Below are 25385 nucleotides of genomic sequence, written 5' to 3'. Positions count from 1 at the left end.
AGCACCCGTTACCCGGTGTACAGCAAATATAAAGCGTATACAAAACTAATTTAGAGGGGAAATGACGATGACGATGTCCATGAAAAGATGGTTTTCCTTCACCGGCCTGGTTTTGGCGATTTCTTTAGCGGCCGGCTGCTCGCCTGCTCCGGAGGATGGGTCTTCATCCCAAGGAAACACGCCGAGCGGTCAAGTCAAAATTAAGTTCCATGCAGACGGCATCTCTTTTAAGAAGGAGGATCTTGAGCCGGTCATTGCTAAGTTTCAGGAGAAAAACCCGGGAATTCTCGTCGAGTTTATTCCGCTGAATGAAGCGAATGCGGCGGACAATGTCAAGAAGATTGATCTGCTGTCCGCTTCGGGCGAGCAACTGGATGCGATTCTGCTCCCGGATGACCGCAGCTATGCCCAGCGCTCCGCCAACGGCCTTCTGGAGCCATTGAATGATTTGATGAAGAAGGAAGGGATCAAATTCGGTGACGAGTACAAGGTCGATACGTCGATTGACGGCAACTATTACGGGCTTCCGGGTACGTTCCGGCAATATTTCGTCATTATGAACAAGAACCATCTTGATGAGGCCAATTTGCCTGTTCCTAAAGAATGGACGTGGGATGAATATTTGGACTATGCCAAGAAAATGACCAAGGGTGAGGGAGCGACGAAGCGCTACGGCACTTATTTTCACAATTGGATCGATTATTTCCTGCTTGGCCTATGGAACCAACCGGAGAAGAATGATCTCGTACTTGCCGATCATACCGTCAATATTGACCATCCCGGCATCAAAAAGTCGATGGAGATACGGGCTCAAGCGGAGCACGTAGACAAATCGGCCACACCGTACGTGGATATCATCTCGCAGAAGCTTACGTACCGTCCGCTCTATTTTAACCAGCAGGCGAGCATGATGCCTACCGGTTCCTGGATGATCGGCGAAGTGGGCGGAGGAAAAGAGTTCACGGCGAACTTCAAGACTGTCTTTGCTCCAATGCCTAAGAATAAGAAGGAAGATCCGAATGGGTATTCCTTTATGAATGCGAACTTTGTGGGCGTCGTTTCCACTTCCAAGCATAAGGAAGAATCGTATAAATTCCTGCGTTTCTTTACAACCGAAGGTATTCCAATGATGAAGAAATATTTGTCTTCGTGGAAGAAGGAAGATACGGCATCTGCCATCGATTTAATGATCAACGCTTCCAAGAACCCGGAGATGGTGGACAAAGAATCCCTCTTGTATACACTGGAGAATTCCAAGTCGATTACAAGACAAATCCCGGTCGCTTATACAGAGGAAGTCAATAAAGCTTACTCGTCCGAATTTGAACTGATGCTGCTCGGCAAACAGGATATTGAGAAAGCGCTTGCGAATACATCTAAGAAAGTGAAAGAGATCGTGGCAGCTAACAAAAAATAGCCGGATAGCGCTTGGAGCATAAAGGTGGTAGAGTGAACGATAGAGGGGAGCCGGCAGGCTCCTCTTTACTAACTAATGATGAGCTGCAGGTGTTGCGTATGACATTATTCCAGTTTCTGCGTCAATTAAGCATACGGCAAAAGCTGATTGTCTCTTCTATTATTTGTCTGCTGCTGCCGGCTGCGGTTATTTTGACTTTCTCCAACCGGAATACGGAAGCAGTCGTACAGCGTCATGTCATTGATAATGCTCTGGGCACCTTAGATGTCATGGAACGTTATATTGTGAATACCGTGAACAAAATGATTTATGTTTCCAATTATATTCAATTCGACAGTGAAATTCAGTCCATTATTATGCAGCAGCAAGGCGGACAGCCGGTCAGCGGTGAAGACCGTTTTGTCGAGCATTTTCTGAATAACCGTAAGATCACGAGTAAGCTGGAGAACATCTCGTTTCCCGGTGATAAAACCCACATCACGATTCTGCTGAACAACGGAACGAGCTACACCAACTATTCACACCTTGATTATGACCCGAACCGGTTTTTTCGGGAGACCTGGTTTGAGAAGCTGACTCAGATGCCTTCTTTTGTTACCTATTGGATCGGCACCCACCCTTCTTACCTCGCATCCGACAAGGAGAAGGGACGGTATCTCATCACGATCGCCAACACTATCAAAAGTTTTTCCTCCGAACCCTACGGTTATCTGATCGTCAGTATGAATGAGGAAAAAATCAATGAAATTTTTACTCAGAATAAAATGGATCAGGAACATATGCTGCTCGACTCCAAAGGGACGATCCTCTCCCATTCGGACAAAGCAAGGATAGGGCAGCCTTTTGCGTACTTCAATCAGCTTGGGGACAAAGACGGATCCAATCTGATCAAGGTTAAGGAAGAGGAGCATCTGCTGCTTCAGCGCAAGCTTCCTTATTCGGATTGGATATTGGTAAGCCTGGTGCCGTACAGGGCGGCCGTGGCTCAGATCAATACCGTACAGGGCACTAATTTTCTCTTGCAGGCGCTGTTTTTCATCGTATTCCTCCTTATACTGGTTACGCTGGTGAGGCAGTTCACGAAACCGCTGTACCGGTTTGGACGCGTCGTTTCCCAAGTGGAGGCCGGTAATCTTGAGGTCCGCACCGGCATTACAGGCCGGGATGAAATAAGCCGGCTCGGTCATTCCTTCGACCGGATGCTGGACCGCATCGAGGAGATGCTCCGGCAGGTGACGCTCGAACAAAGCCGCAAGCGCAAAGCGGAGCTTGAAATGCTCCAGGCGCAGATCAATCCGCATTTCCTGTTCAATGTGCTCAACTCGATCCGGATGCGCATTAAGCTTAAAGGCGATGAGGAGAATGCGGCCTTGATCAGCTCGCTGTCGTCTCTGCTCCGAATGACGATTAACCGCAACAATGAATGTATTCCGCTGCACGAAGAAGTGGAAACCGTCGCCCATTATTTTCAGCTGATGAACTTCCGGCTTGGCGAACCGATTATCCTGGAGACGGATATCGAACCGGAGACAGCGCTGGCTGAGCTTCCGCGGTTCATTTTACAGCCTATTCTGGAGAATTCGCTTATTCATGGCTTCCGCGATTATCCGGGCACCGTAATGATTTCGGCTTGGAGGCAGGAGGACAAACTGATGATGCAGGTTAGCGATACAGGGCGGGGTATGGGCCCGGAAGAACTGGAGCGTCTGGAGAAGAAGTTGACTCAAGCTGCGGAGACGGGGGATGAGCTCTCCGTGAAAAGAGGGCTGTCCGGTATCGGTTTGAATAATGTGATCGAACGGTTGAGGCTGATTTACGGGGACCGGTTCCGTTACAAGATAGACAGCCAACCCGGCAGAGGAACGACCATTACCTTGCAAATCCCTTTAAAAAGCGGTGAGAATCATGCTTAACGTCATGCTGGTGGATGATGATTATCCGGTGCTGGAATTTCTGAGTCAATCGGTTCCGTGGGAATCGCTGCATATGAGGGTTCAAGGCGTATTCGAGAGCGGTGTCAAAGCGCTGGACGCAGCCAAGGTATCCGCTCCGGACATTCTGATTACGGATATCGGGATGCCGCACATGAACGGGCTGGAGCTTATCGCAAAAATGAAGGAGGCCTGCCCGCCGCTCAAGGTCGTCATTCTATCGTGCCATGATGACTTTAACTACGCGCAGCAAGCGGTAAAGCTTCATGTGAATGATTATATCCTGAAAGAAAAGATGGAAATCGAGGACATCGTTCAGCTGCTCCGCAAATTCGCAGATCAGCTTGAAGAAACACAGACCGCGAGCCGGAAGGTGCAGCGGCTGCAGCAGATAACCAAGGAAAGCCGGCTCGCTATCCGAAGCCAGTTTCTCCAGACCCTGCTGTATCATCCTCTCTTGTTCCCGGAACAATTGACGGAGCAGGCAAGGGAGTACGGCATTGAGCTTGCTCATAGCGGGTATTTACCGGTTCTTTGTTTCATTGACCGTTTTGTCGAGACACATAGGCGCTTTGTATCCAAAGATAATCTGATTTTCGCTGTAGAAAATGTGATGGAGGAACTGATCTGCGAGTCCGACGGTATGGTTATCTTCCGTCCGTCACCGGAGCATCTCCTTCTGCTTTTTCCGGTTAAGACGGTTAAACTCTCGACTGTCGGACTGAGTGAAGCGGAGGAAACTCTCCGGAAGATTCAGCTGTCCCTGCATCAATATTTGCGCGTGCGGGTGACGTTCCTGATCGGACGGCACGGGCAGGACATCCAGTCGCTCAAGGAGCGGATTTCGGAGCTTCTGGAAGGTGCGGAGGAAGCGAGATTCTATGCGGGAAGCGGCGTGATCGCAAGATACAGCCGGGTAGCCTATACGGCGGAAGATTTATTCACTTATTACTCCACCGCTCTGGAAGAGCTGAAACAGGTCGTGCTGGAGCAGGCGGCAGACCGGGTGGATGCGGTGACGGGCAAATGGACGGGCGTCATCATTCAGCAACGCTATCATCCCCGGATGGTGAAGGAATGGTTCCTGAAGATGATGCTGGATCTGCAGCTCAAATTCAAGTCCCTTCAGCACTTTCAATCGGGCTATTCACTTGAAGTGCTTCATCAGTCGATTCTGGAGGCAGAGACGATCGAGCAGCTTCGGGAAATGATTATTTCCCTGCTGCATCGTACGTTCTCAGTGATGGAGCATATTTATAAACAGCCCCAGCGTAAGGAAATTGCGGAAGCGCAGCTTTATGTTCTACGGTCCGTGAACCGCAGGATTACCCAAGAAGAGGTCGCGGAGTACCTTCATTTGAACCCGAGCTATTTCAGCCGGCTGTTCAAAAGGGAAACCGGGGAGAACTTTGTTGAATTCGTTACACGCACCAAGATGGAGAAAGCGAAGGAACTTATTGACCAGACAGATATCACGGTGGCAGAGCTGGCGGAACTGCTCGGTTATGACAATAAGAGTTATTTTCTGAAATGCTTCAAGAACTATTCCGGGCTCACGCCAGGCGAATATGCCGGTAAGATCCAGAGGAACACGTCAAGTAAAGCGAAGTGAAATTGTAAGATCGTTTTAGGCCCCCTAACCTGGTATAGGGGGATTTTTTGCGTGTGGAACAGAGAGAACGCTTGGGTAATGTTGTAATTTTTGGGTGAATATTGTCCCGGCGAGAGCTAAATTACCATCCCGTACGTCTAATAGGTATCAACCCAAGTGTGAGTAGGTGAAGAGGGATCGTAAAGCTTGTGAAGAACGCCCAGCGTGGCGACGAAAAAGCATACATCAAGCTGTTCCAGCAGTTTGAAGAGGAACTGTACCGCATCGCATACGTGTATTTGAAGAATCAGGAAGATGCTCTAGATGCGATTCAAGAGACCGCGTACCGTTCCTTTAAGTCGATCAGGTCACTCCAGGAACCCGAGTATTTCAGAACCTGGCTGGTCCGGATTGCGATCCGGTGCTCGATTGATTTGCTCCGCAAGCGCAGCAAGAGCGTGATTTTTACAAGGGACTACCTATCACTGGATACGATAACGGCAGATGACCAAGGGGATATCCCGCTGTCGGTCTCGCTCAAGGATTTGATTGATCTGCTGGATGAGGATGAGAAAAGTGTGATTCTATTACGCTTTTATCAGGATTACACGATCAAAGAAACGGCAGAGATCTTAGAAATTCCATTAGGGACAGCCAAAACGATACTGTACAGGTCCTTGAAAAAGCTCCGCAAACTAACCGTGGAGGGGGATATTTGTGGATAATCCGATCAAGAAAAAAATGAACGATATCCCGATACCGGCGGGCCTTCATCAAAGAAGCAGGCAGGGAATGAGGCAGGCATTTGTGGAAGACAGCGAGAGCAAGACTTCCCGAGGAACCCGAAGAAGGTCTTCCGGCGTCATAGCAGCTGCCTTATTGGGGCTTCTTCTACTGACATCGCTCGTATTCTATGATCAGGTACGCGCTGCAATTCAGAAGACGCTTCAGTTTATTCCCGGAATCGGAATGATGATTGAGGAAGAGGTTCCGCAGCAGAGATACACGCTGCATGAGCCCGTTACGATCCCGATAGAGAAAGGCATGGTAGTCATTACGGGGATGATGGTTGATGAACAAATGACCTATATTACGATGTCTGGGAAGGATACAGCCAAAATCGAGTCGGTCAGATTAGAGAATGAACAGGGGGAATCCATCACCATCCCATCCACCCAGTCCTTATGGAGTCCGGGCAATTGGTCAAGCTCATTCTGGTACCAGGGAAAGTTTCCAGTAAGCGGGGAAATGAGGATGTTAATAGGCAGAAGCTCGGAGATCTCCACTTCAATCAAACTTACTAAGACCGAAACTTATGAAAGCTACCGGGATATGGGAGAAACAACGGACGTAAACGGTTTGGCCCTTACAATGATTGCAGACCGGATAGGAGCACAGGCAAGAATTTCTTTTGCAGCACAACATTCTTTAGAATTTAGTGTGGAAAATTATGGATTTAACGGTATCCATGAGGATCAGAAGCTCAGCGTTACCGATGAGAAGGGGAAGGAATATGAACTTGAGCGGCATTTGGGACTCTCTAGTCCTGCCCGGGAGTTTTTCTTTACTCTATCGGACAATGCAGCCGCGAGCTACAAGGTTACCCTCCCTGAAATCAATGTGGTGTATAAGGACAAGGCCAAGCTTACATTAAAACTCCCCTCCGGGACAGAGGAGGCAGTCGGTAAGACAATCGACCTGGCAGGCTTTCCTATTACCCTAACTAAGCTTGAGCGTGTCGGGCCGAAGCTGCTGAGGATTTATGTGGATGTGGGTTACCGGCAGGATGCGGCGAAATCCCTTCACAATTTCCGGCTGGACAAGATCGATCACAGCGCCACCCTGAATCCAGAAACAAAAGCGCTGGAATATCTGGAAATTCCAATCGATCCGAACAGCAGAGAGGTTCGTTTGACTTTGACTGAACCGGAAGTACTGCTGAGAGGTCCGTGGAAGTTCGAGCTGCCTGCTGCTCAGGTATTCTCCCCTCACGATAGTCAGTAATAAGGACACTATTAACCTGGAGGTTCTTATGCAGAAATGGGGAGGGGGTCCTGCTACTCCTGCTCCTATACATCGTTCTTACAGTAAACACCATTAAACATATACGTTCTAAACAGGATACATTCATCCTCAGAAATTCGTTGGAGTTTCCAGATGGACGCCCCGCTAAAGAAAAAGGATTCACCCTTGAGTCGGCCGACTATTTTCTCGGGGACGTGTTTGTTCTCATCGTAGGCACTGCTAATCTTTAAGCTATTAATATAAACAGCTCCGTCTTCTCTACTTGCCTGATTGCCAGTCAAATCATACTGTTTTAATTGATAGTACGAATAGCTTTTATAGGCGATAAAACCCGTGGAAAGGGCGAGTGTGAGCAGAAAGCCGACTAGCATTCGGTTGTTTGTTTTTTTCATTAGTGCCACCTATTCAACGTTATATATAATGAACTAAATCTGGGATTATATAGAAAATTGGTTTTCTTTTATAATAAATGAGTCGTTTGTTTAACGCAATTGCAGAACGAGCCGTGCTGACCAATCACAGGTAAATATAAATTTTGTTCCCTTTCCCCCGTTTAGGGGGATTTTTTATGGAACGAAATCTTTTATAATAAGGATTATCTAGTATTTGGCAGGGAGTGTGGGAGAGTTGGAAGGGTGGAAAAGCAAGCTTACAAAAAAATGGATGCCCGTTGCACTAGGCATCTCGCTACTGGCCTTGCCCCGGTCTGTATATGCGGCGAATCCGGTTTTTCAGGATGGGGTTCATTATTATGCGGGTTCATACATTTATGAGGTTGAGACCGCTGATGTGAATGCCGACGGGCTGGCAGATGTGATCGCACTGAAGCATCTGGATAATAAGGTTGCGGTTCTGCTGGGCCAGGGAGACGGCTCGTTTCTGCCGCAGGCAGACACGGGGGTCGGGATTAATCCGAGAGGAGCCGCAGTCGCAGATTTAGACGGGGATGGCGGTGCGGATTTGGCTGTGACCAACACCAGTGACGACACGGTGAGTATTCTCAAGGGTGCCGGGGACGGGACGTTTCATGTCGTCGGTACTTATCCCGTTGGAGATTATCCCATTGGAGTAGAGGCGGCGGACTTGGACGGCAACGGTATCATGGATCTGGCCGTGGCCAATAATTCTTCGAATTCCGTGTCGATTCTGCTTGGAACGGGGGGCGGGAATTTTGCGGCAGCGTTAAATATTCCGGTGGGGAATCTTCCCCGCAGTCTGATTGTGGCAGACATGAACGGGGACGGAGCTAAAGACCTGGCAGTCGCTAATTCGGGATCTGACACGGTCAGTATCCTGACGAACGATGGAAGCGGGTCGAATTACACCGCAGCGGCCTATGCATCCGGCATAATGCCTGAAAGGATCGAAGCGGCTGACCTCAATGGGGACGGCCTGATAGATTTGGCATTTGTCGCGAATGGAGACCATGGAGTAACTGTGCTCCTCGGAGCTGGCGGAGGTGCGTTTAACCCGCCCGCTTTGTACGGGACAGAAACCTACCCGCTAGATTTTGCGTTAGGGGATTTTGATGGCGATGGTGTGCTGGATATTCTCAGTCACCGGTCCATTCGTCTGGGCAACGGAGACGGTACGTTTCAGCCGGCTCTGAACTATTATTTCGGCCAGAATATTCCTCATTTTACGGCTGGGGAATTCAATGGGGATGGCCGTTCCGATCTTGTAATGGCAGGCAGCGATGGCTTATATGTGTTCAATAGCAAGGGTGAAGGGACGCTGTCGTTTGCTATAGGGGCTTTTGAAGCGAACGAAGATGGTGGAACGGCAACTCTTACGGTTAAAAGGACGGACAGCAGTGAAGGCCAGACCCGGGTCCGGATTCAAACCTTGGATGGAACGGCAGCTGCGGGAAGAGATTATACCGCAGTTGATGATGTTCTTGTATTTAAGAATGGGGAGACCAGCAAGACTTACGGCATTCCCGTGCGGGACAACCTAACCTATGAGGGAGACCGGACATTCACCGTAAAGCTGAGCAGTCCTGCGAACGGTGCCGTGCTTGGCACATTAACGGAAGCGGTGGTGACCATCCGTGAGAATGATGCAGTGCCGGATACGACTCCGCCTGTCGTGGATATATCCAAATTCAGCGTTGTGGATAATTATTCGGGTACTCCGGATCAGTTATACGGCGCGGCGGGTTCAGTAGGTGAAGCCGGAGCGGCAGTGAAGGCTTATCTGTGGCAGGATACCGATAGAGACGGTACGGTGACGGCAGCTGAACTCGGCAGCCCGGTAGAGCTTGGCGCCAGTTTTGCTGACGGCTCGACGGCAGCCGCAGACATCGGTGATCTGGCGCCTGGAAGCTACGCGTTCGTGATCACAGCGTCGGATGCGGCGGGCAACGAATCGGGCCGGACTGCGGGCTCCGCAGCGGTTGTGACGCTGGTTAAGGCAGCCGCGGCGGATGTCACAGCGCCCGCCTGGCCTGCCGGCAGCGCGCTTGCCTTCAGCGGACTCACCACAGGCAGTGTGAGCTTGGGATGGCCCGCAGCTGCCGATCTGGCAGGTGTCAGCAGCTACGAGGTCTATAAGAACAGCACGCTGCTGGCCACGGTTAGCGCCGATACATACAGCTACAAGGTAAGCGGCCTGTCAAGCGATACGGCGTACTCATTTGCTGTGAAAGCCCTGGACGCAGCGGGCAACAGCAGCACGGAACTGGCCGGGAGCGTAAGAACCGCACCTGCATCTTCTTCCGGCTCATCCGGTTCTTCGTCTTCGCTTTCTTCGGAAAGCAGGCTGAATGAGCTTAGTTTGCGGGTAGGGGAGCAAGCGGTCTCTCTTACGCCGCAATTCCAGCCGGGCGTCAGCGAGTATACCGCGTTGGTCCGTACAGATCGTGTCGTGATCCGCTACGAAGCGATAGATTCCTACGCTCAAGTTGCGATGAACGGACAAAAGGCTGCCGGCCGGGAGTTTACGGCTTCTTTGAAAGAAGGAAGCAATGAGTTCAGAGTAGTTGTGCAAGCGGAAGACGGATCCGGCCGTGAATACAAGCTGACGATCATCCGGGAAGCTTCCGCTGGTCCGGGACCTGTTCCCGGCTCGAAACCGGATCCGGGCACCAAGCCCGACCCCGGAACAGAACCTGGAGAGGGAACGAAGAATCCCTTTGGCGATATTGCCGGACACTGGGCAGAAGCGGATATCGCCCGGGCTTATTCCCTGGGCCTCATCGAGGGGTATGAGTCCGGCGAGTTTAATCCGGAAGGGACGATCAACCGCGCCGAGTGGCTTGTCATGCTGGAGCGGCTGCTGATGGATGATGCCGATGCAGCGCCTAAGCCAGTGTTCACCGATGGGGATGCTATCCCCGCGTGGGCGCAGCAAGCGGTAACCGCCGCAGCAGCCAAGGGCATTGTGAACGGCTACGCCGATGGGACGTTCCGTGCCGAGCGGTCTGTCACCCGCGCGGAGCTTGCTGTCATGCTCGCCAAGAGCATGAACTGGCCGACCGCAGCAGGCGGAGCACCCGCTTTTGCCGATGAGGGGGACATTCCTGGCTGGGCCAAGTCGTCTGTAGAGACGGCGGTTGAGCATGGAATCATCAACGGCCGCAGCGGCAATCGTTTTGAACCGGATGAGACGGCGACACGGGCGGAAGCGGTTGTGCTGCTTGTCCGTTTGGAGAAGCTGCTGAACCGGTAGGCGGGGTTCTCCTTTTCTGGGCGGCTGACACATAGATCTAGTGTGGGGTTCGCAATCTTATGCTGCTCCTGATTCGGTTATAATAACAACCCGAGTCTGAGGGCTCCGCCTATCTGGATACAGCTCCACAAACCGGAGCGGAGGCTTGGAGACCGGCATGAGTGAACTATGAAACACAAAGCCAGCAGAGATTAATGATCTCTGCTGGCTTATTTTAGTACGCCCAGCATGGGCGTCATCTCTAGGATGAATGGTTAAGATTGAAAGCAATCTATCCAGCGAATGAACCGCTTTAAGCTTTATTTCCCTTCAATAATATCTTGCTCTATCTTTCCCCAGGCTCCTCGATCGGGCGGGGCTGCTGCTTCGCATCCAGAATCCGCAGCAGCACGACAACGGCTTCTGCGCGAGTCGTAGGGGCCAGCGGGGCGAAGGTTCTGTGATCCCGGCCCTGAATGAACCCGCGCTGCTGAGCTGCGGCGATATATCCTCCGGCCCAGTCTGGGATAGTGTCCGCATCTGCATACAAGGCCTGCAGCTGCCCGGCAGAAACCGGCAGCAGTTTCGCGGCTCTGGCTGCCATGGTGATCATTTCTGCGCGGGTTACCGGCGCATCCGGGCGGAAGGTACCATCCTCATAACCGCTGATAATACCGCTTTGACTAGCCATGGCTATATCCTGAGCGGCCCAGCCGGGGATACTTGGCTGATCTGCGAAGTTGTGGCGGACGCCGGACGCTGCCTGCTGAGCATAAGCGTCCCCATAGGCGCGGGCTAGCATGACGACGAACTGGGCGCGCGTGACAGGCTCAGAAGGCTGGAACGTCCCGTCTTCAAAGCCGTTGACGATGCCGCAGTCCGCAGCTTTTCTCACTTCATGCTCCGCCCAATGGCCGAACATGTCGGTAAAAGCAGCGGCAGAGGAGGAAACCGGGCTGCAGCTTGGATCCGTTGGACCGGAAGGATCTCCAGGAAGATCCGGCTTGCCTGGTACCACGGGAATTTCTGGCGTCACCGGGATTTCCGGTTCGGAGGGCTTCTCGACCGCTTCTTCCGGTGAACTGCCGTCAGATCCTGAATCGGATAAACGGTTTACTATAACCGTGTAGATCTCCTGTGTTAACTGATCCGGCGCAGTAACTGTAACAGTAATACGGTTAATGCCGGTTCTCAGAGCTATCCGATCGGAAGGCAGGCCGTTTACGGCAGTGATGCCGTTCACCAGGATACGGGCATCGGTATCATAGACCGAGGCGGTGACGGTTGTGCTTTCGGTTCCGTAGCTGACGTTCATCTCGTAAGTCTTGGTGCTGCTGCTGAAAGCAGGATGTAGTTGTCCGCCGGAAAGCTCTAGTCCGGTCAATCCTGCGTTAGAGCCTGGTTCGCGGATAACATCGATGACGTAGGACTGGGTGCTGATGCCGTCTTGGGCCGTTACGGATACCGTAATGGGGTTGGTTCCAACCTTTAACGGGATCCTGCTGGAAGGCTGTCCGCTTATAACCGGCTGCCCATTAATGGTTATGGCCGCATTAGGATCATACACGGAAGCGGTCACGGAGGTGCCGGCCGTTTCGTTCCCGACCATGACCCGGTAGTGCACCATGCCGCTGTCGAAGCCGGGTTCAAGGATGCCCTCCGAAAGCTCCAAGCCGCTTAACGTAACATTCGAGCTTGGCGCACGGCTGACCTCGATCTGGTAGGATTGTACAGCTGTACCGTCTTGGGCGGTCACTGTTACGTTTATATGATTCGAACCTACGTCGAGATCGACAGGCAGGCTTCCTTGCGGACCTGCGAATGGAGTGCCGTTGATCCGGATAGAAGCATCCAGGCTGATTGCTTTTGCGTGCACCGTTAAGGCATATACATCATTTGTGACAGTAGCCGTATAGGATGTAACCGATCCGTCAAAATAAGGAGTCAGCACACCGGGACTTACGCTTAATTCGCTCAATCCCGCCTCGCTGGAAGCGGCTCTCTTAACCGTAACCGTATACGGCTGTACGGTCGTTCCGTCTTGTGAGGTCACTTCAACGGTAAACGTTTGCGCACCGACCTGCAGGTCAACCGGATTAACGGCCGGCAGGCCGTTGTACAGAATCCGCACAGATGCGTGAGGCTCGGCCGGTACCGCTGTGATAGAGGTAGCCGTAACCGCAAAAGGAACCTGTGCGGTGTACTGGTAAGTCGAGCCCGTAACGGTCTCGTTCAAGGTTATCCCGCTGAGCTGCAAAGTCTGAAGCTTGGCATTGGAAGAAACAATGGTGAACGTGCTGTCTGCCGATAGCAGGCTTGTATGGCCTGCCGCATCCGTCGCCTGTACGTTCACCTTATGCGTGCCTACGGATAAGAGGGCCGCAGGAACATAGCTCCATCTGCCGAAGCTGTCGGCAATTACGGAAGAAGCATACGCGCCATCCAGATATACACTGACCGTGACGCTTGCCTCCGAGGTCCCTGTGAAGGCTGGTGTCGATACGTTCGTTACGGAACCGTCAGCCGGTTCTAAGACGAAAGGAGCCGGGGGAGCTTGCGAATCAACGGTGAAAGAAACTTCCGTTGAGAAGAGGCTCACGTTGCCCGCCGCATCGGATGCTTGAGCTTTGACGGCATGCAGTCCTTCATGAAGCGGTGCGGATGGTGTATAGGACCATTTGCCGTTCGGGTCGGCAACTACGGTGATAACGGCTCCGCCGTCTATCGCAAGGCCGACAATTGCATCAGCTTCTGCTTGGCCTGTGATCTCCGGCTTGGAGCTGTTCACAAGCATACCGCTCGGAGGTGCGGTAATGACGGGTGCTGCAGGAGCTTGAGTATCTATTTGAATGGTTGTTTCAGAAGATAAAGGGCCACTATTTCCTGCACGGTCTCTTGCTTCTGCTTGAAGGGTATGCTTCCCGTCTGCAAGCGGCGATGCAGGCGTGTAGGTCCAAGCTCCGCTGCCATTAGCTGTAACTGTCTCAGCTTCCCTTTTATCCAATAAAATCCGGATACGGGCTCCCGCTTCACTGGTTCCGGAGTAAAGCGGCCGTTCCTGCTTTGTTACCGTGCCGTCCTGCGGCGTCAGTACGATAGGAGCGGCAGGAGCCTCTGTGTCGATCGTCAAAGCGACAGCATTAGAAGCGGTACTAATGTTGCCCGCCTTATCGGCTGCGGATGCCCGGAAGCTGTGTATACCGTCAGGTAATGCAGCGGTGAATGTATACGTCCATGTTCCGCTGCCGTCTGCCGTAACCGTTCCGACAGCCTTCGCATCGAGATACAAGGTGACGGAGGCGGCCGCTTCTGTTTGGCCTGAGACGGTCGGTCTGGCGTTATTAAGAACATCGCCATCGGCCGGAAGGGCTATCACCGGAGCTGACGGGGCTGCCGTATCCACGGTAAAAGTTAACACGGTGCTGCCCGGGCTGCTATTGCCTGCTGCATCGGCAGCCGAAGCCGTTACCGTATGCGCACCGTCTGCAAGCAGAGTGGAGGGCGTTATGGTGTACTTGCCCGTACCATCCGCTTTGACTGGCGGCAGTGCAAGGCCGTCTATGCGGATCGTAACGCTGGCGTTGGCTTCAGCTGTACCGGAAATAGACGGTTTATTGGTGCCCAGAAGCTCATTTCGCGCAGGGGTAAGGATGGCGGGAACTGCCGGCGCCGTACGGTCAATCAAGACGGTGGCAGCGGCGGTTGGGCTGATGTTACCTGCATGGTCGATCGTTCTTGCGCTGATGGCGGTCTGGCCTTCAGCCGTAATCTTAAGGCTGCCGGTGTAGGTTGTCCAGCCGAGCGTTGCGGCTCCCGCCAAGCTGTATTCGGTCCGGTTAACCCCGGACCCGCCGATATCCGTTCCTGCGGTGATCGTGACAGGTACGCCGGCGGCGGAGGTCCATGTCGTCTCCGCTGGTATTATGCCTGGCGCTGCGGGTGCTGTGCGGTCTATCGAGATGACAGCCTCCGGGAGGGTGCTCCTATTCCCGGCGTTGTCGGTCGTTCTGGCACGGACAGTGGTCTGCCCTTGGGCGGTAACAGCCAGCGGGCCCGTATAGGTTGTCCACCCCTGTATCGTGGCCCCGGACAGGCTGTATTCCGTTATCTTAATGCCCGAACCGCCTCCGTCTGTGCCCGGCTTGAGAGTAACCGGGACACTGGCTGCTGAAGTCCAGGCTGTCGTGCCGGGAGTCAGCACAGGCGGATCGGGTATAGTTTTATCTAACCGTACAGTTGTTTCCTTGACCGCACTCTTGTTGCCTGCATGGTCTATTGTTCTTGCGGATACGGTGGTCACACCCTCAGCCGATACGTTAATAGATCCCGTATAAGCGGTCCAGTCCAGGGACGCTGCCCCCGCCAAACTGTATTCGGTCCGATTCACGCCTGACACGGTGTCAGTCCCGGGCGTAATCGTCAACCGGGCATCTGCGGACTGCCATGAAGAGGAGGACGGGCTTATGGCAGGAGCTGCCGGTAAGGTGCGGTCAATTTTTACCTCAGCTGTTGATGTCCCGCTGACATTGCCGGCAAGGTCTATGACTCTTGCATGGACGGTAGTCAGGCCCTCTCTGGAAACAGATACGGGTCCGCTGTATGTTGTCCATCCTTGCGACGTGGCCCCGGACAGGCTGTACTCCGTCCTGCTGACACCAGAACCGCTGTCTGCTGCTCCAGTGACCGTTACTTGGACTGTGGCAGCGGAAGTCCAAACTGATACAGCGGAATTCACCGCAGGTGGGGAAGGGGCCGTTGTATCCACTTTAACGACCGCTGTCCCGGTCCCGCTAATATTGTTAGCCTGGTCAATGCTTCTGGCGCTTACCGTTGTTTGTCCTTCGGCACTTATCGTCAGCGGCCCGGTATATGCTGTCCAGCCGAGTGTCTCTGCTCCCGCCAAGCTGTATTCGGTCCGGTTCACACCGGATTCCGCGTCTGTTCCCGGCGTAACGTTTACCGTGACGCTTGACTTGCTCCACGAGGTTGTTGCCGGTACGACAGCAGGGCTGGACGGAGAAGTTCTGTCAATGGAGATGACTGCGCTGCCGGAGGGGCTGACATTGCCCGCGTTATCGACGGTCCTGGCCTTGATCGTTGTGATACCGGCTGCTTTAACAGTCACGGGTCCCGTGTATGCCGTCCAGTCCAGCGTTACGGCTCCCGACAAACTGTACTCGGTCCGGTTCACCCCGGCTCCCCCCGTATCTTTTCCTCCTGTCACCGTTACAGCCACATCTGTCGCTGACCATGGGGGAGCCGAGGGATGAATGGAGGGAGCGGCCGGCCCGGTCCGGTCTATTTGTGCTGCAGCCGTTGTTACGGCACTGATATTGCCGGCGTTATCCACTGTTCTCGCGAGGATCGTCGTCCGTCCTGAGTTTGTAATCGTAATGAGGTCTCCGCTGTTGTATGCCGTCCAGTCCAGCGTTGTAGCTCCAGACAAACTATACTCGGTCCGGTTCACACCGGATTCTGCATCTGTTCCCGGAGAGAGGGTCACATTCACGTCTGAGGCGGTCCAATCTGCTGTTACCCCTGTAATAAGGGGAGCGGTAGGCGCATTAAAATCAAAGGACAGTTTATAGACGGTGGAATTCAGCTCATAATTCCGATCATATCCTCCCATCACATACACATGACTGCCGCTTAAGATTAACTTGGCATCCGTTAAACTTTTGGCCGTTGGATTGTCCTGTGTCCATGTATCGGTGGCCGGGTCGTACAAATAGAAATTGTAATTTCCCATGACCAGTACTTTACCGTTAGGCAGAGTTACTTGAGCATGTCTGAAAAAAAGATCGTTACCGCTGTACGGTAACCGGGCAGCCTTAGTCCAGCTGTTAGCTGAAGGATCATAAATGTAGGAGTCATACAGGTAGATATAACCGCCCAGCCCTCCTGTTACTAGAACACGGCCGTCCTTCAGGGTGCTTTGCGCCCCCTCGTAGATCCCGATAGGATAAGGAGCGGCTGCATCCCAGCGGTTTGCCGCCGGATCATAGAGATAAGCATCTTTATAGAGGGTGCTGCTGTTAGGAGAATAGATGGAATCCGCTCCTCCGACGATGAGTACCCGGCCGTCCGGCAAAGTACTCTGCGTGTTACCGAGTATGTTTTTGGGCAGAGCAGCGGCAGTGGTCCAAGCATTCGTGAACGGACTGTATATCCGTGCCAAATTATTATAGACATAGCCCACGCGGTTAACGAAGTTGCTTCCGCCGGTTACGATTACTCGTCCGTCTTTCAACATGGATTGTTCGTGATAGGCGACCTCCAGAGCAGGGGCATAAGAAGACCAGGACAGATTGGCTGGATTGAATGCATAGGAATAGTTGGAATACTTATCCTTGCCGCTCTGCTGCCCCCCTGTCACAAGAATACTGCTGCCGCTAAGCGAAGGACCGGCCGACATTCCTTCTAGCGTCTCGGGCAGATTAGCGGAAGCAGGTAGCGGCTCCATAATTACTGCCGCTTGGGCCATTTCGCTCCAACCGCTCAGCAGTCCTCCCGCCAGGGTAAGTGTCCCTAGCAATCTGCGTAATATTGTATGCATGAAATGCCGATCACTCCTCTACGAAATTCTCTTGTCAGGTCACAGAATGGATGTACATTTCCTAGATTGACCGTTATTCTGATAGAGTAGCAGATGGTTTATACGTTGAATATTAACTTTGGTTAACTTAAATATAAAAAATAAAGAATGTTCGATATATGGAGGCGGAATGATACATTCATCGGAGTCTATTATTCTCAGGACCAAAACTAGCATTCCCGCACTTAAGCCAAATTGGGTCAAGAGGAGACGCCTGGTTGAGGTGCTGGAGAAGGGGGCAACCGGACGTCTGACCACTCTGTGCGCACCTGCAGGGTCCGGTAAAACGACCCTGCTTGCCCAGTGGATTCATAGCAGCGGCTGCCGCAGTTCCTGGTGTTCACTGGATAGCAGGGATAATGATCCGCTGCGGTTCTGGCGTTATGTCTGTCATGCAATAACCGATGCCGCCTCACCGGCCGCTTCAGTCCGGATTCTTGAGCTGTCGCAGGCTCTGCCGGGATTGTCCCTTCCGGTCTTTCTCGATGCCGTCCTTAACGAGCTTTCGGCCATGGATGAAAGGCTTATTCTCGTTATAGATGATTATCAGGTTATTAGAGAAGATAGTATCCATGCCAATATGGCCTATTTCATTGACTATTTGCCGGATTCTGTCCATATGATCTTATCCAGCCGGAATGAGATTCCTTTTTCTACGGTTAAGTGGATTTCCCGCGGAGAATGTACCGAAATCAATGCCGGGGAAATCCCGTTCACTTTGGAGGAAACGTTCGATTTTTACCATCATTCATCCGATCTTCCTTTAAAAACGGAGCACCTGCAAAAACTCTTTCACCGCACAGAAGGCTGGGTGACCGGCCTGCAGCTGCTGGCTATTTCGCTGCGTTCACAAACGGATGTAGATCTGTTTATTGAGCAATTTACCGGCAATCACCGCAATGTGGCGGATTATTTATTTCATGAAGTTCTCGGCGGGCTGCCGGAAGATATCCTGGAATTTGTCCTGCAAACCTCTCTGATGGAGAGGATGGACGCAGATCTGTGTGATGCGGTGACCGGCCGGGGCAATAGCCAGTCCATCCTCGACAAATTGAGGAACTGGAACATTTTCCTGGTTCCTCTGGACAATGATCAGGTCTGGTTTCGCTATCATCATTTGTTTGCACAGTTCGCACGCAGTTTTATGAAACGGAAAAAGCCTGGAAATATGCAGGGGCTCAACCGTCATATTAGCGAGTGCTATGCCCGGCGCGGCCTATTGGATGAGGCGATCGAGTATGCGATAGCGGCGGAAGATTATAGTCTTGCCGATCGCCTCTTGGCTCAGCACCTTCCGGATGTACTGCAGCGGGGAGAGATAGTTTCCTTGCTCCGCTGGTTTGATAGTGTGCCGTCCAGAATTGTCCGGACACCGGAAATGCGTCTCTTGCACGGTTTTATTTTATTAGCGGCAGGTAAACTGGACCGGTCCGAGTCTGTGTTGAAGACCGTAGAAGCGGACCATGAGAACATGGAACCATCCGAGAGAAGAAGACTCATCCAAAGCGGCCTTCTGTTTATGAAATCGAATCTGCTTTTTTACAGCGGGGAATATGAAGCCTGGTACCGGTTTGCGGACGGGATTAAGGACCGGTTTCTCCCTGAAAGCCCATTGTTCTATGGATTTAATTACAATCGCCGAGAGCCCTTCGTACGCCGGACTGAATTTGGACTGAAAGGAGTTTTGTCCAGTGATACGGAAGTGATCGGCCTTCGATTTGTCCAAGTGCTTGAATCAAAAGGGTGGAAGGATACCCTCATCACTCTCTATATGAATCAGACATTGGCGGAAGGCTATTATGAACTGAATCGTTTACAGGAAAGTCATGCGCTGCTTCTAAAAGTGGACCGTTCTTCTGCAACCGGTCAAATACCGGGGTTATCTGTCCCGAACCGGCTGATGCAGGCCCGGCTGTATAAGGCCAGGGGGCAGCACCGGCTGGCTCATGAGACGATTGAGCACGCCATCGAATCGGTCGTTAAGCAGCATCTCTCCGAGTCCCATTGGCTGCATTATCTGCGTGCTTATCAGATCAGATTGTACCTGATGGAAGGGAAGGTCCTGCAAGCGAAGGAGCTGGCAGGTTTGCTGCCGGGCTTCTCCCCCCAAGATAAGCCCGCTCTCCATCAGGAATATGTCTATGGTACGCTGGCCCGCTTGCTTGGCGCGCAGCATAGGGAGTCCGAGGCGCTGCATTTGCTGGACCTGCTTAAGCCTCAAGCGGCAAGGGAGGGGCAATTGACCGTCCGGATGGAGATCACCTTGCTTCAGGCCCTGTTTGAAGCTGAGCGAGGGCAAACCGCCACTGCGCTTGGTTATCTCCATGAAGCGCTGCGGATGGGGGAAGCGAATGGATATATCCGGAGCTTTGTGGACGAAGGGGCGGCTATAGGGGAACTGCTGCGCAAATATAGGGATCAGCGGATTTCCGCGTGTAACTCGCAAGCGGGATTGTGTCCGGAAGCCGCCGGGGACGAAGTATCGCTTGTGTATGTAGACATGCTTCTGGACATCTTCATGCCGCAGACCGCGGCTGCTCCCGCTCAGAGCCGGCTCATCGAGCCGTTGACACGCAGTGAAGCATCTCTGTTGAAACTGCTGGCGCGGGGCGCGTCCAACAAGGAAATCGCGCAGGAGCTGACGTTATCGATCGGGACAGTCAAAGTCTATCTGTCCCGCATCTATGCCAAGCTTGGCGTTACTTCGCGTACGCAGGCTTTGATAGCGGCAAGGGAGCTGGAGCTTAAGACAGCAGACTGAGGGAAGTCTGGATGAACGGTATGCAAGAAAGTCTTTTCATATATATAAGCTGCTAAAAGAGACGCCTTAAGGAGCTTGCCGCAGGCAGCATCATTGCTTTTAACGCTAAGTTTTACACTCCGGGCACAGAATGTTTAGATTTTGTTCAGTTTCGTTTGATACAGTATGTCCTATAGACTGGGGGACATATCATGAAGGTACTGATAGCAGACGATACGGCATTTATGAGGGTCATGATGCGCATGTTTCTGGAACAGCTGGACTGCGTGGTTGTAGGTGAGGCGAAGAACGGGAAGGAAGCGGTCGATTTGTACCATCTCCTGAAGCCGGATCTTGTGACCATGGATATTACCATGCCGGATATGGATGGGGTAGAGGCTGTCCGGCATATTAAATCAGCCGATTCCGACGCCAGAATTATTATGTGTTCCGCTATGGGACAGCAGCGTATGATTATGGATGCGATTCGCAGCGGGGCCAGTGATTTTATCGTAAAACCTGTTCAGAAGGAACGTTTGCAGGAAGCTATAGAGAAGTTGTATCCGGGACACAAGCAGACACGGCTTATAGGGGAGGCTTACAGTTAGGCAGGGCAGAGTGCTGATCATGTGAAAATACAAAAAAGAAGGAACGCTCCTCAGCAACGGAGTGTTCCTTTTTACTTTAGGCTTCTTATTTTTTTGCAAAGATTTTTTTATCGAAGAAGAGCAGGACGATAAACAAGGCAATCGCGATGAGCAGGATAACGGCGGGAAGAATGAAAGCCAGGAGCGTCGCTGTACTTCCGATTTTGTAGTAGAGAAGCATACCGAACGGCATAAGCCCGCCGCCGATGAGACTCGTCCAAATATGCAGCTTGGCTGTCTTAGTCATGCTGATCTCTTTCACTACATAATAGAACAAGCCGTAAGCAAACAGAGTCAGCCAGCCGACCACCAGGATATGGGCATGAACAGGAGTGAGGGATACATCGCTTCGGCCCGCCATGTCAGATCCGATCAAAGCTCCGATTAGGGAGTAGATGGCCGCAATGCGCATAAGCCATTTACTGTGATTTATCATATCAATTCTCTCCTAACAATGATTATCATTAGTTACCTTACTAACTGTAAACGAGAAAGATGAACGCAGCATGAACAAAATGTGAACGCTATGTGACACCTTCATTTCTGCTTTGCCGGTTAATTTTAGTGAACCATTTCTTTAACATATTGACTTCAAAAATAAGGATATGGTATATAAAAAGTAGGAATTAGCACTCATCTATCACGAGTGCTAATGGTTATGTCAGCCATTTTGACGTATACTTAACTTACAACCTTATAACTAACATGAATCCACTCTTATTTCTTATATCGAAAGGAGCTCCATTCTTTATGGCTAAGAAACAATTTAAGGCGGAATCGAAAAGATTGCTTGAAATGATGATTAACTCCATCTACACACAGAGGGAGATCTTTTTAAGAGAGCTTATTTCGAACTCAAGTGATGCTATCGACAAAATGTACTACAAAGCGCTCACAGACGAGAGTCTGGTGTTCAACAAAGAGGATTATTACATCAAATTGTCCGCGGACAAAGCTAACCGGACGCTGACCATCACGGATACAGGAATCGGCATGAGCAAAGAAGAGCTGGAGAACAACCTTGGCGTTATCGCTAAGAGCGGCTCCCTGGCGTTCAAGAAAGAAAACGAATCCAAGGACGGCCATAACATTATCGGCCAGTTCGGGGTCGGTTTCTATGCGGCGTTCATGGTTGCGGATGTTGTTACCGTAATCAGTAAAGCGCAGGGCGGCGATGAGGCTTTCAAATGGGAGTCCAAAGGCGCCGATGGATATACAATTGTGCCGGCGGAGAAAGATTCCGTGGGTACCGAGATTACTCTGAAAATCAAAGAGAATACGGAAGATGATAATTACGATGAGTATTTGGAAGAATATCGCTTAAAGGCGATTGTTAAGAAATACTCCGACTTCATCCGTTACCCGATCAAAATGGATACAAAGGGTCAACGGCTTAAAGAAGACAGCGAAGATGAATTCGAGGAGTACCAGGAAGAACAAACCGTCAACAGCATGGTTCCGATCTGGCGCAAAAACAAGAGCGAGCTGACACAGGAAGACTACGATAATTTCTATGCGGAGAAGCGTTACGGCTTCGACAAGCCGCTTAAGCATATCCACATTAGTGCCGATGGCGCTGTCGTGTATCAGGCGATTCTTTTTATCCCCGAGAGTACGCCGTTTGATTACTACACGAAGGAATACGAGAAGGGACTGGAGCTGTACTCTAACGGCGTGCTGATCATGAACAAGTGCTCGGATTTGCTGCCGGATTACTTCGGTTTCGTCAAAGGTATGGTAGATTCCGAGGATCTGTCCCTGAATATTTCGCGCGAAATGCTCCAGCATGACCGCCAGCTGACCCTGATCGCCAAGAACATCAAGAACAAGATCAAAAGCCAGCTGCAAAGCCTGCTGAAGGACGAGAGAGAGAAGTACGAGAAGTTCTACAATGCGTTCGGCAGACAGCTGAAATTCGGAGTTTATAATGAATACGGCATGCATAAGGACGTTCTGCAGGATCTGCTGATGTTCACTTCTTCCAAAGAGAAGAAACTCGTCACCCTGGATGAATATGTTGCGGCCATGCCTGAAGATCAGAAATACATCTACTACGCTTCCGGTCCTTCGATCGAAAGAATCGAGAAGCTTCCGCAAACCGAGATGGTCTCCGACAAGGGCTACGAGATTCTTTACTTCACCGATGATATCGATGAGTTCGCGATTAAGATGCTCATGACCTATAAAGAGAAGGAGTTCAAGTCAGTCTCCAGCGGCGACCTCGGAATCGAGCCTGATGCAGAGGACAAGCAAACCGAAGAAGAAGAGAACGACAACAAGGCTCTTTTCGAATCGATGAAAGGCATTCTTGCGGACAAAGTGAAGAACGTAAGAGCGTCCAAGCGCCTGAAATCACATCCGGTCTGCCTGTCTACGGAAGGCGAAGTGACCATTGAGATGGAGAAGATTCTGAAGGCCATGCCGAACGGTCAAGATGTTCAAGCCGATAAAGTACTGGAAATTAACATCAACCATGAGGTGTTCCAGTCTTTGAAGGATGCTTTTGAGAAAGATCAGGACAAGCTGAACTTGTACACGAACCTGCTGTACAATCAGGCGCTTCTGATCGAAGGCCTGCAGGTTAACGATCCTGTGGAGTTTACGAACAACATTTGCAAAATCATGGTGTAATTCATTTGTAAAAGAGCGAGTTTTTCCTCTTAGGAGGAAGAACTTGCTCTTTTTTATAGCAAACTAGTATTGCGACATATTTCAGATGAAGAAAGTATTGAAGCTTTGGGAAGATATCCAATTCTAAGATTACATATTGGGCGTATAAGTAGATGAGCTTGTACTCGCAACTGTTTGGTTGTTTCGCCGCTGTGTTTCATGAATTCCCATAATAACGGCAACGAGTTCAAAATTGCCCAGCTGTGATGATTCATTACGAAGCCGGAATGCCCCGCTCTGCAGCCAGCCGTTGGTTTGCTCGAATTCAGCTGCAAGTTCTTCATGTGAATCAAGCACAAGGTAGTGTTTGGAGAACATCGGCGATGTGATTTCGTAGAGTCCGCGCGGGCCTGCGTCATATTCGAATTTCTTGGAGAACAGCTTGAATTTGGGTCGAAGTACACCGAGAGTCGTTCCCATACCGTCTGTCACCTCCCACTTACTGGAGAATGACAGGAACCGGAACGAACCCCCACAAACTTTGCGATCGTCCAGATTGTAAATATCAATCGAAGAACTAAAAAGACTTTTCATATCTAATGTACCTGCATGTGAACCGTCGCTATTCATGATGGGACGTTTGCCTGTACTGAAGAAGTTTTCTGCAAAATAGAGCTCCATTCTGAACAGCCCCTTCCCCTATTTTGGAGTGTAATCATTTCCCATGAATACGCATAAAAGGTATGGAAGTTTCGGGATACTTAATTCTGTACGTTTATATCCATATATAACCAAAAGAATGTATAATAGGTATAAAGGACTATGTTTAGCGAATGGAAGGGCCTTCAGTATCTTAAAGGAGCGGTATATAGTGGCTAGAACTTATTATGCAGAGGGTAGGAAAGTGGCCTTTTTAGTGCGGGGGAGTGCCTCATGAAGAATTTTGCTGAAGAAATGGTTTATTGGTACTTGAGATTTAATGGTTTTTTTCCGATGTCTAACTTCGTCCTGCACAATAAAGACTTGGAAAGCCCCCAAAATGCAGATGTAGATATATTGGCTGTAAGGCCGAAGTATGTAGATGAGGCCGTCGGTAGGGATCACAGAGATGAATGGCTGTTTAATCATTTTAATTTAGACAAAAATATTGGACTGATTTGTGAAGTGAAGTCCGGAAATTATTTCCGGTCTGAAATCTATATGGGTCGGGAAGATCGTTTGAAATATGCCTTGAAAAGAATTGGATTTTTTGGACAGGCTAAAACAACTGAATACAGTCAGAAATTAATTAGTCAATCAGTTGTTGCGGGCAGGTACCACCAGGTAGGGAAAATTTTGTTTACTCATTATCCATGGCAAGAACCTGGTTTTATCTGTATAAATCTAGAGCAGGTTCAAAGTTTTTTATTAGACAGGATTCAGCGGTTTCCTAATGAGAGGAGCGGTGCAAAATTATTTTTCGATTCAGAACTGCTGCAGTATATGATATGGAATTCTACCCGAAGATAACTCCACCCAGCTATCCCGACAAAAACGGACAAGCCCATCTGGGCTTGTCCGTTCCTCTTATCAATAGACTTGATACAAACCAACAGGACCGAGGCTTCCATAGGAACCTTGGAAGTCGCCTTTGACGACGTAGGTTCCCGGGGCCAGGTAACCTACGTTTTTCTCTACCGGGCTTGGAACGGAAGGTCCGATCGCTACGGTGGTGGAGTAGACCGGACTCAACTGGCCGGCTGGACCTTTGGAGTACAGCGTCAGTTGAACGGTCTCATTGGTAGAGCTCCAGAGGCCAACGCTCAATTTGTAAGGCCCGGACTGATAGGCATACAAATCGGATGACGTTGCCGTATAAGCGGCAGATGCGCTTGTGGATAAGGCAAAGAAAGCAAAGAGGACCAATAGGATAACTTTTCTCATAAATTCACCTCCTTTCGTAAGGGGGGATGTTTTTATCGAATTCACCATATGAATTTATTAAAAAATGAAATATATTAACTAATTTTACAATTAAATCTCAGGGTCGTAAAGTGAATTTATTATTCATCCAATGGTTAAAAAGTATGGATAGATTATGGTAAATCTGATTTATAGGTGAAAAGTCAAAGCAAATTTGTTGCTAAATAATAACCGTTTACAAAAACTTATAATTCTAAAAGATGGAAAATTAAGCTGTGA

At 50.7% G+C, this 25385-nt stretch carries 15 protein-coding genes; 10 read left to right on the top strand and 5 right to left on the bottom strand.

Translation table 11 applies throughout. The features are described 5' to 3' along the window. Positions 1–67 precede the first annotated feature (67 nt). The 5 genes from AR333_RS21190 (at position 68) to AR333_RS21170 (ending at position 6943) form a co-directional block, all read left to right on the top strand. Complete coding sequence (locus AR333_RS21190) at positions 68–1417, top strand: ABC transporter substrate-binding protein (protein ID WP_068777362.1); 1350 nt, start codon at positions 68–70, stop codon at positions 1415–1417. Between the two features lie 32 nt (positions 1418–1449). Next, the gene (locus AR333_RS21185; protein WP_084783925.1) at positions 1450–3330 is read left to right on the top strand and encodes a sensor histidine kinase; all 1881 of its coding nucleotides are present in this window, start codon (positions 1450–1452) and stop codon (positions 3328–3330) included. Then, positions 3323–4960, top strand: a complete 1638-nt coding sequence (locus tag AR333_RS21180; RefSeq protein ID WP_068777361.1) for a helix-turn-helix domain-containing protein — start codon at positions 3323–3325, stop codon at positions 4958–4960. The genes AR333_RS21185 and AR333_RS21180 overlap by 8 nt, the downstream gene beginning before the upstream one ends. A 188-nt stretch (positions 4961–5148) precedes the next feature. Further along, positions 5149–5664, top strand: coding sequence for a sigma-70 family RNA polymerase sigma factor (locus AR333_RS21175; protein WP_253735934.1), 516 nt, complete (start codon positions 5149–5151; stop codon positions 5662–5664). Further along, positions 5657–6943, top strand: coding sequence for a hypothetical protein (locus AR333_RS21170; RefSeq protein WP_068777359.1), 1287 nt, complete (start codon positions 5657–5659; stop codon positions 6941–6943). Before AR333_RS21175 ends, AR333_RS21170 begins: the two co-directional genes overlap by 8 nt. A 65-nt stretch (positions 6944–7008) precedes the next feature. Here the strand turns inward: AR333_RS21170 and AR333_RS21165 are convergent, their stop codons facing one another. Next, the gene (locus tag AR333_RS21165; protein ID WP_068777358.1) at positions 7009–7356 is read right to left on the bottom strand and encodes a hypothetical protein; all 348 of its coding nucleotides are present in this window, start codon (positions 7354–7356) and stop codon (positions 7009–7011) included. A gap of 235 nt (positions 7357–7591) precedes the next feature. Here AR333_RS21165 and AR333_RS21160 point away from each other — a divergent pair, with 235 nt between their 5' ends. After that, positions 7592–10633, top strand: a complete 3042-nt coding sequence (locus AR333_RS21160; protein ID WP_253735933.1) for an FG-GAP-like repeat-containing protein — start codon at positions 7592–7594, stop codon at positions 10631–10633. A 325-nt stretch (positions 10634–10958) separates the two neighbouring features. On the opposite strand, the gene AR333_RS21155 is transcribed toward AR333_RS21160, so the two are convergent. Continuing rightward, on the bottom strand, positions 10959–17168 hold the full coding sequence (locus AR333_RS21155) for an Ig-like domain-containing protein (RefSeq protein WP_068777357.1): 6210 nt from the start codon (positions 17166–17168) through the stop codon (positions 10959–10961). A gap of 169 nt (positions 17169–17337) precedes the next feature. Between AR333_RS21155 and AR333_RS21150 the strand changes: the two genes are divergently transcribed. Together AR333_RS21150 and AR333_RS21145 are read left to right on the top strand one after the other, a co-directional pair. Further along, on the top strand, positions 17338–19968 hold the full coding sequence (locus AR333_RS21150; protein ID WP_084783922.1) for a LuxR C-terminal-related transcriptional regulator: 2631 nt from the start codon (positions 17338–17340) through the stop codon (positions 19966–19968). Between the two features lie 188 nt (positions 19969–20156). Further along, complete coding sequence (locus AR333_RS21145; RefSeq protein WP_068777355.1) at positions 20157–20555, top strand: response regulator; 399 nt, start codon at positions 20157–20159, stop codon at positions 20553–20555. Positions 20556–20640: 85 nt separating this feature from the next. On the opposite strand, the gene AR333_RS21140 is transcribed toward AR333_RS21145, so the two are convergent. After that, positions 20641–21030: a hypothetical protein gene (locus tag AR333_RS21140; protein ID WP_068777354.1), complete on the bottom strand. Its 390-nt coding sequence runs from the start codon at positions 21028–21030 to the stop codon at positions 20641–20643. A 314-nt stretch (positions 21031–21344) separates the two neighbouring features. Here AR333_RS21140 and htpG point away from each other — a divergent pair, with 314 nt between their 5' ends. Next, positions 21345–23225, top strand: a complete 1881-nt coding sequence (htpG, locus tag AR333_RS21135; RefSeq protein ID WP_068777353.1) for a molecular chaperone HtpG — start codon at positions 21345–21347, stop codon at positions 23223–23225. 129 nt (positions 23226–23354) lie between these two features. Here the strand turns inward: htpG and AR333_RS21130 are convergent, their stop codons facing one another. After that, on the bottom strand, positions 23355–23885 hold the full coding sequence (locus AR333_RS21130; RefSeq protein WP_068777352.1) for a hypothetical protein: 531 nt from the start codon (positions 23883–23885) through the stop codon (positions 23355–23357). Between the two features lie 252 nt (positions 23886–24137). Here AR333_RS21130 and AR333_RS21125 point away from each other — a divergent pair, with 252 nt between their 5' ends. After that, positions 24138–24713, top strand: coding sequence for a hypothetical protein (locus tag AR333_RS21125; RefSeq protein WP_068777351.1), 576 nt, complete (start codon positions 24138–24140; stop codon positions 24711–24713). A 60-nt stretch (positions 24714–24773) separates the two neighbouring features. Here the strand turns inward: AR333_RS21125 and AR333_RS21120 are convergent, their stop codons facing one another. Continuing rightward, complete coding sequence (locus tag AR333_RS21120) at positions 24774–25127, bottom strand: hypothetical protein (protein ID WP_068777350.1); 354 nt, start codon at positions 25125–25127, stop codon at positions 24774–24776. Between the last annotated feature and the right edge of the window lie 258 nt (positions 25128–25385).

This window comes from Paenibacillus sp. FJAT-26967, assembly GCF_001541095.1.
Lineage (GTDB): Bacteria > Bacillota > Bacilli > Paenibacillales > NBRC-103111 > Paenibacillus_F.
Note: the sequence above shows the minus strand (reverse complement) of the source record. Positions and strands in the feature narration are given on the sequence as shown.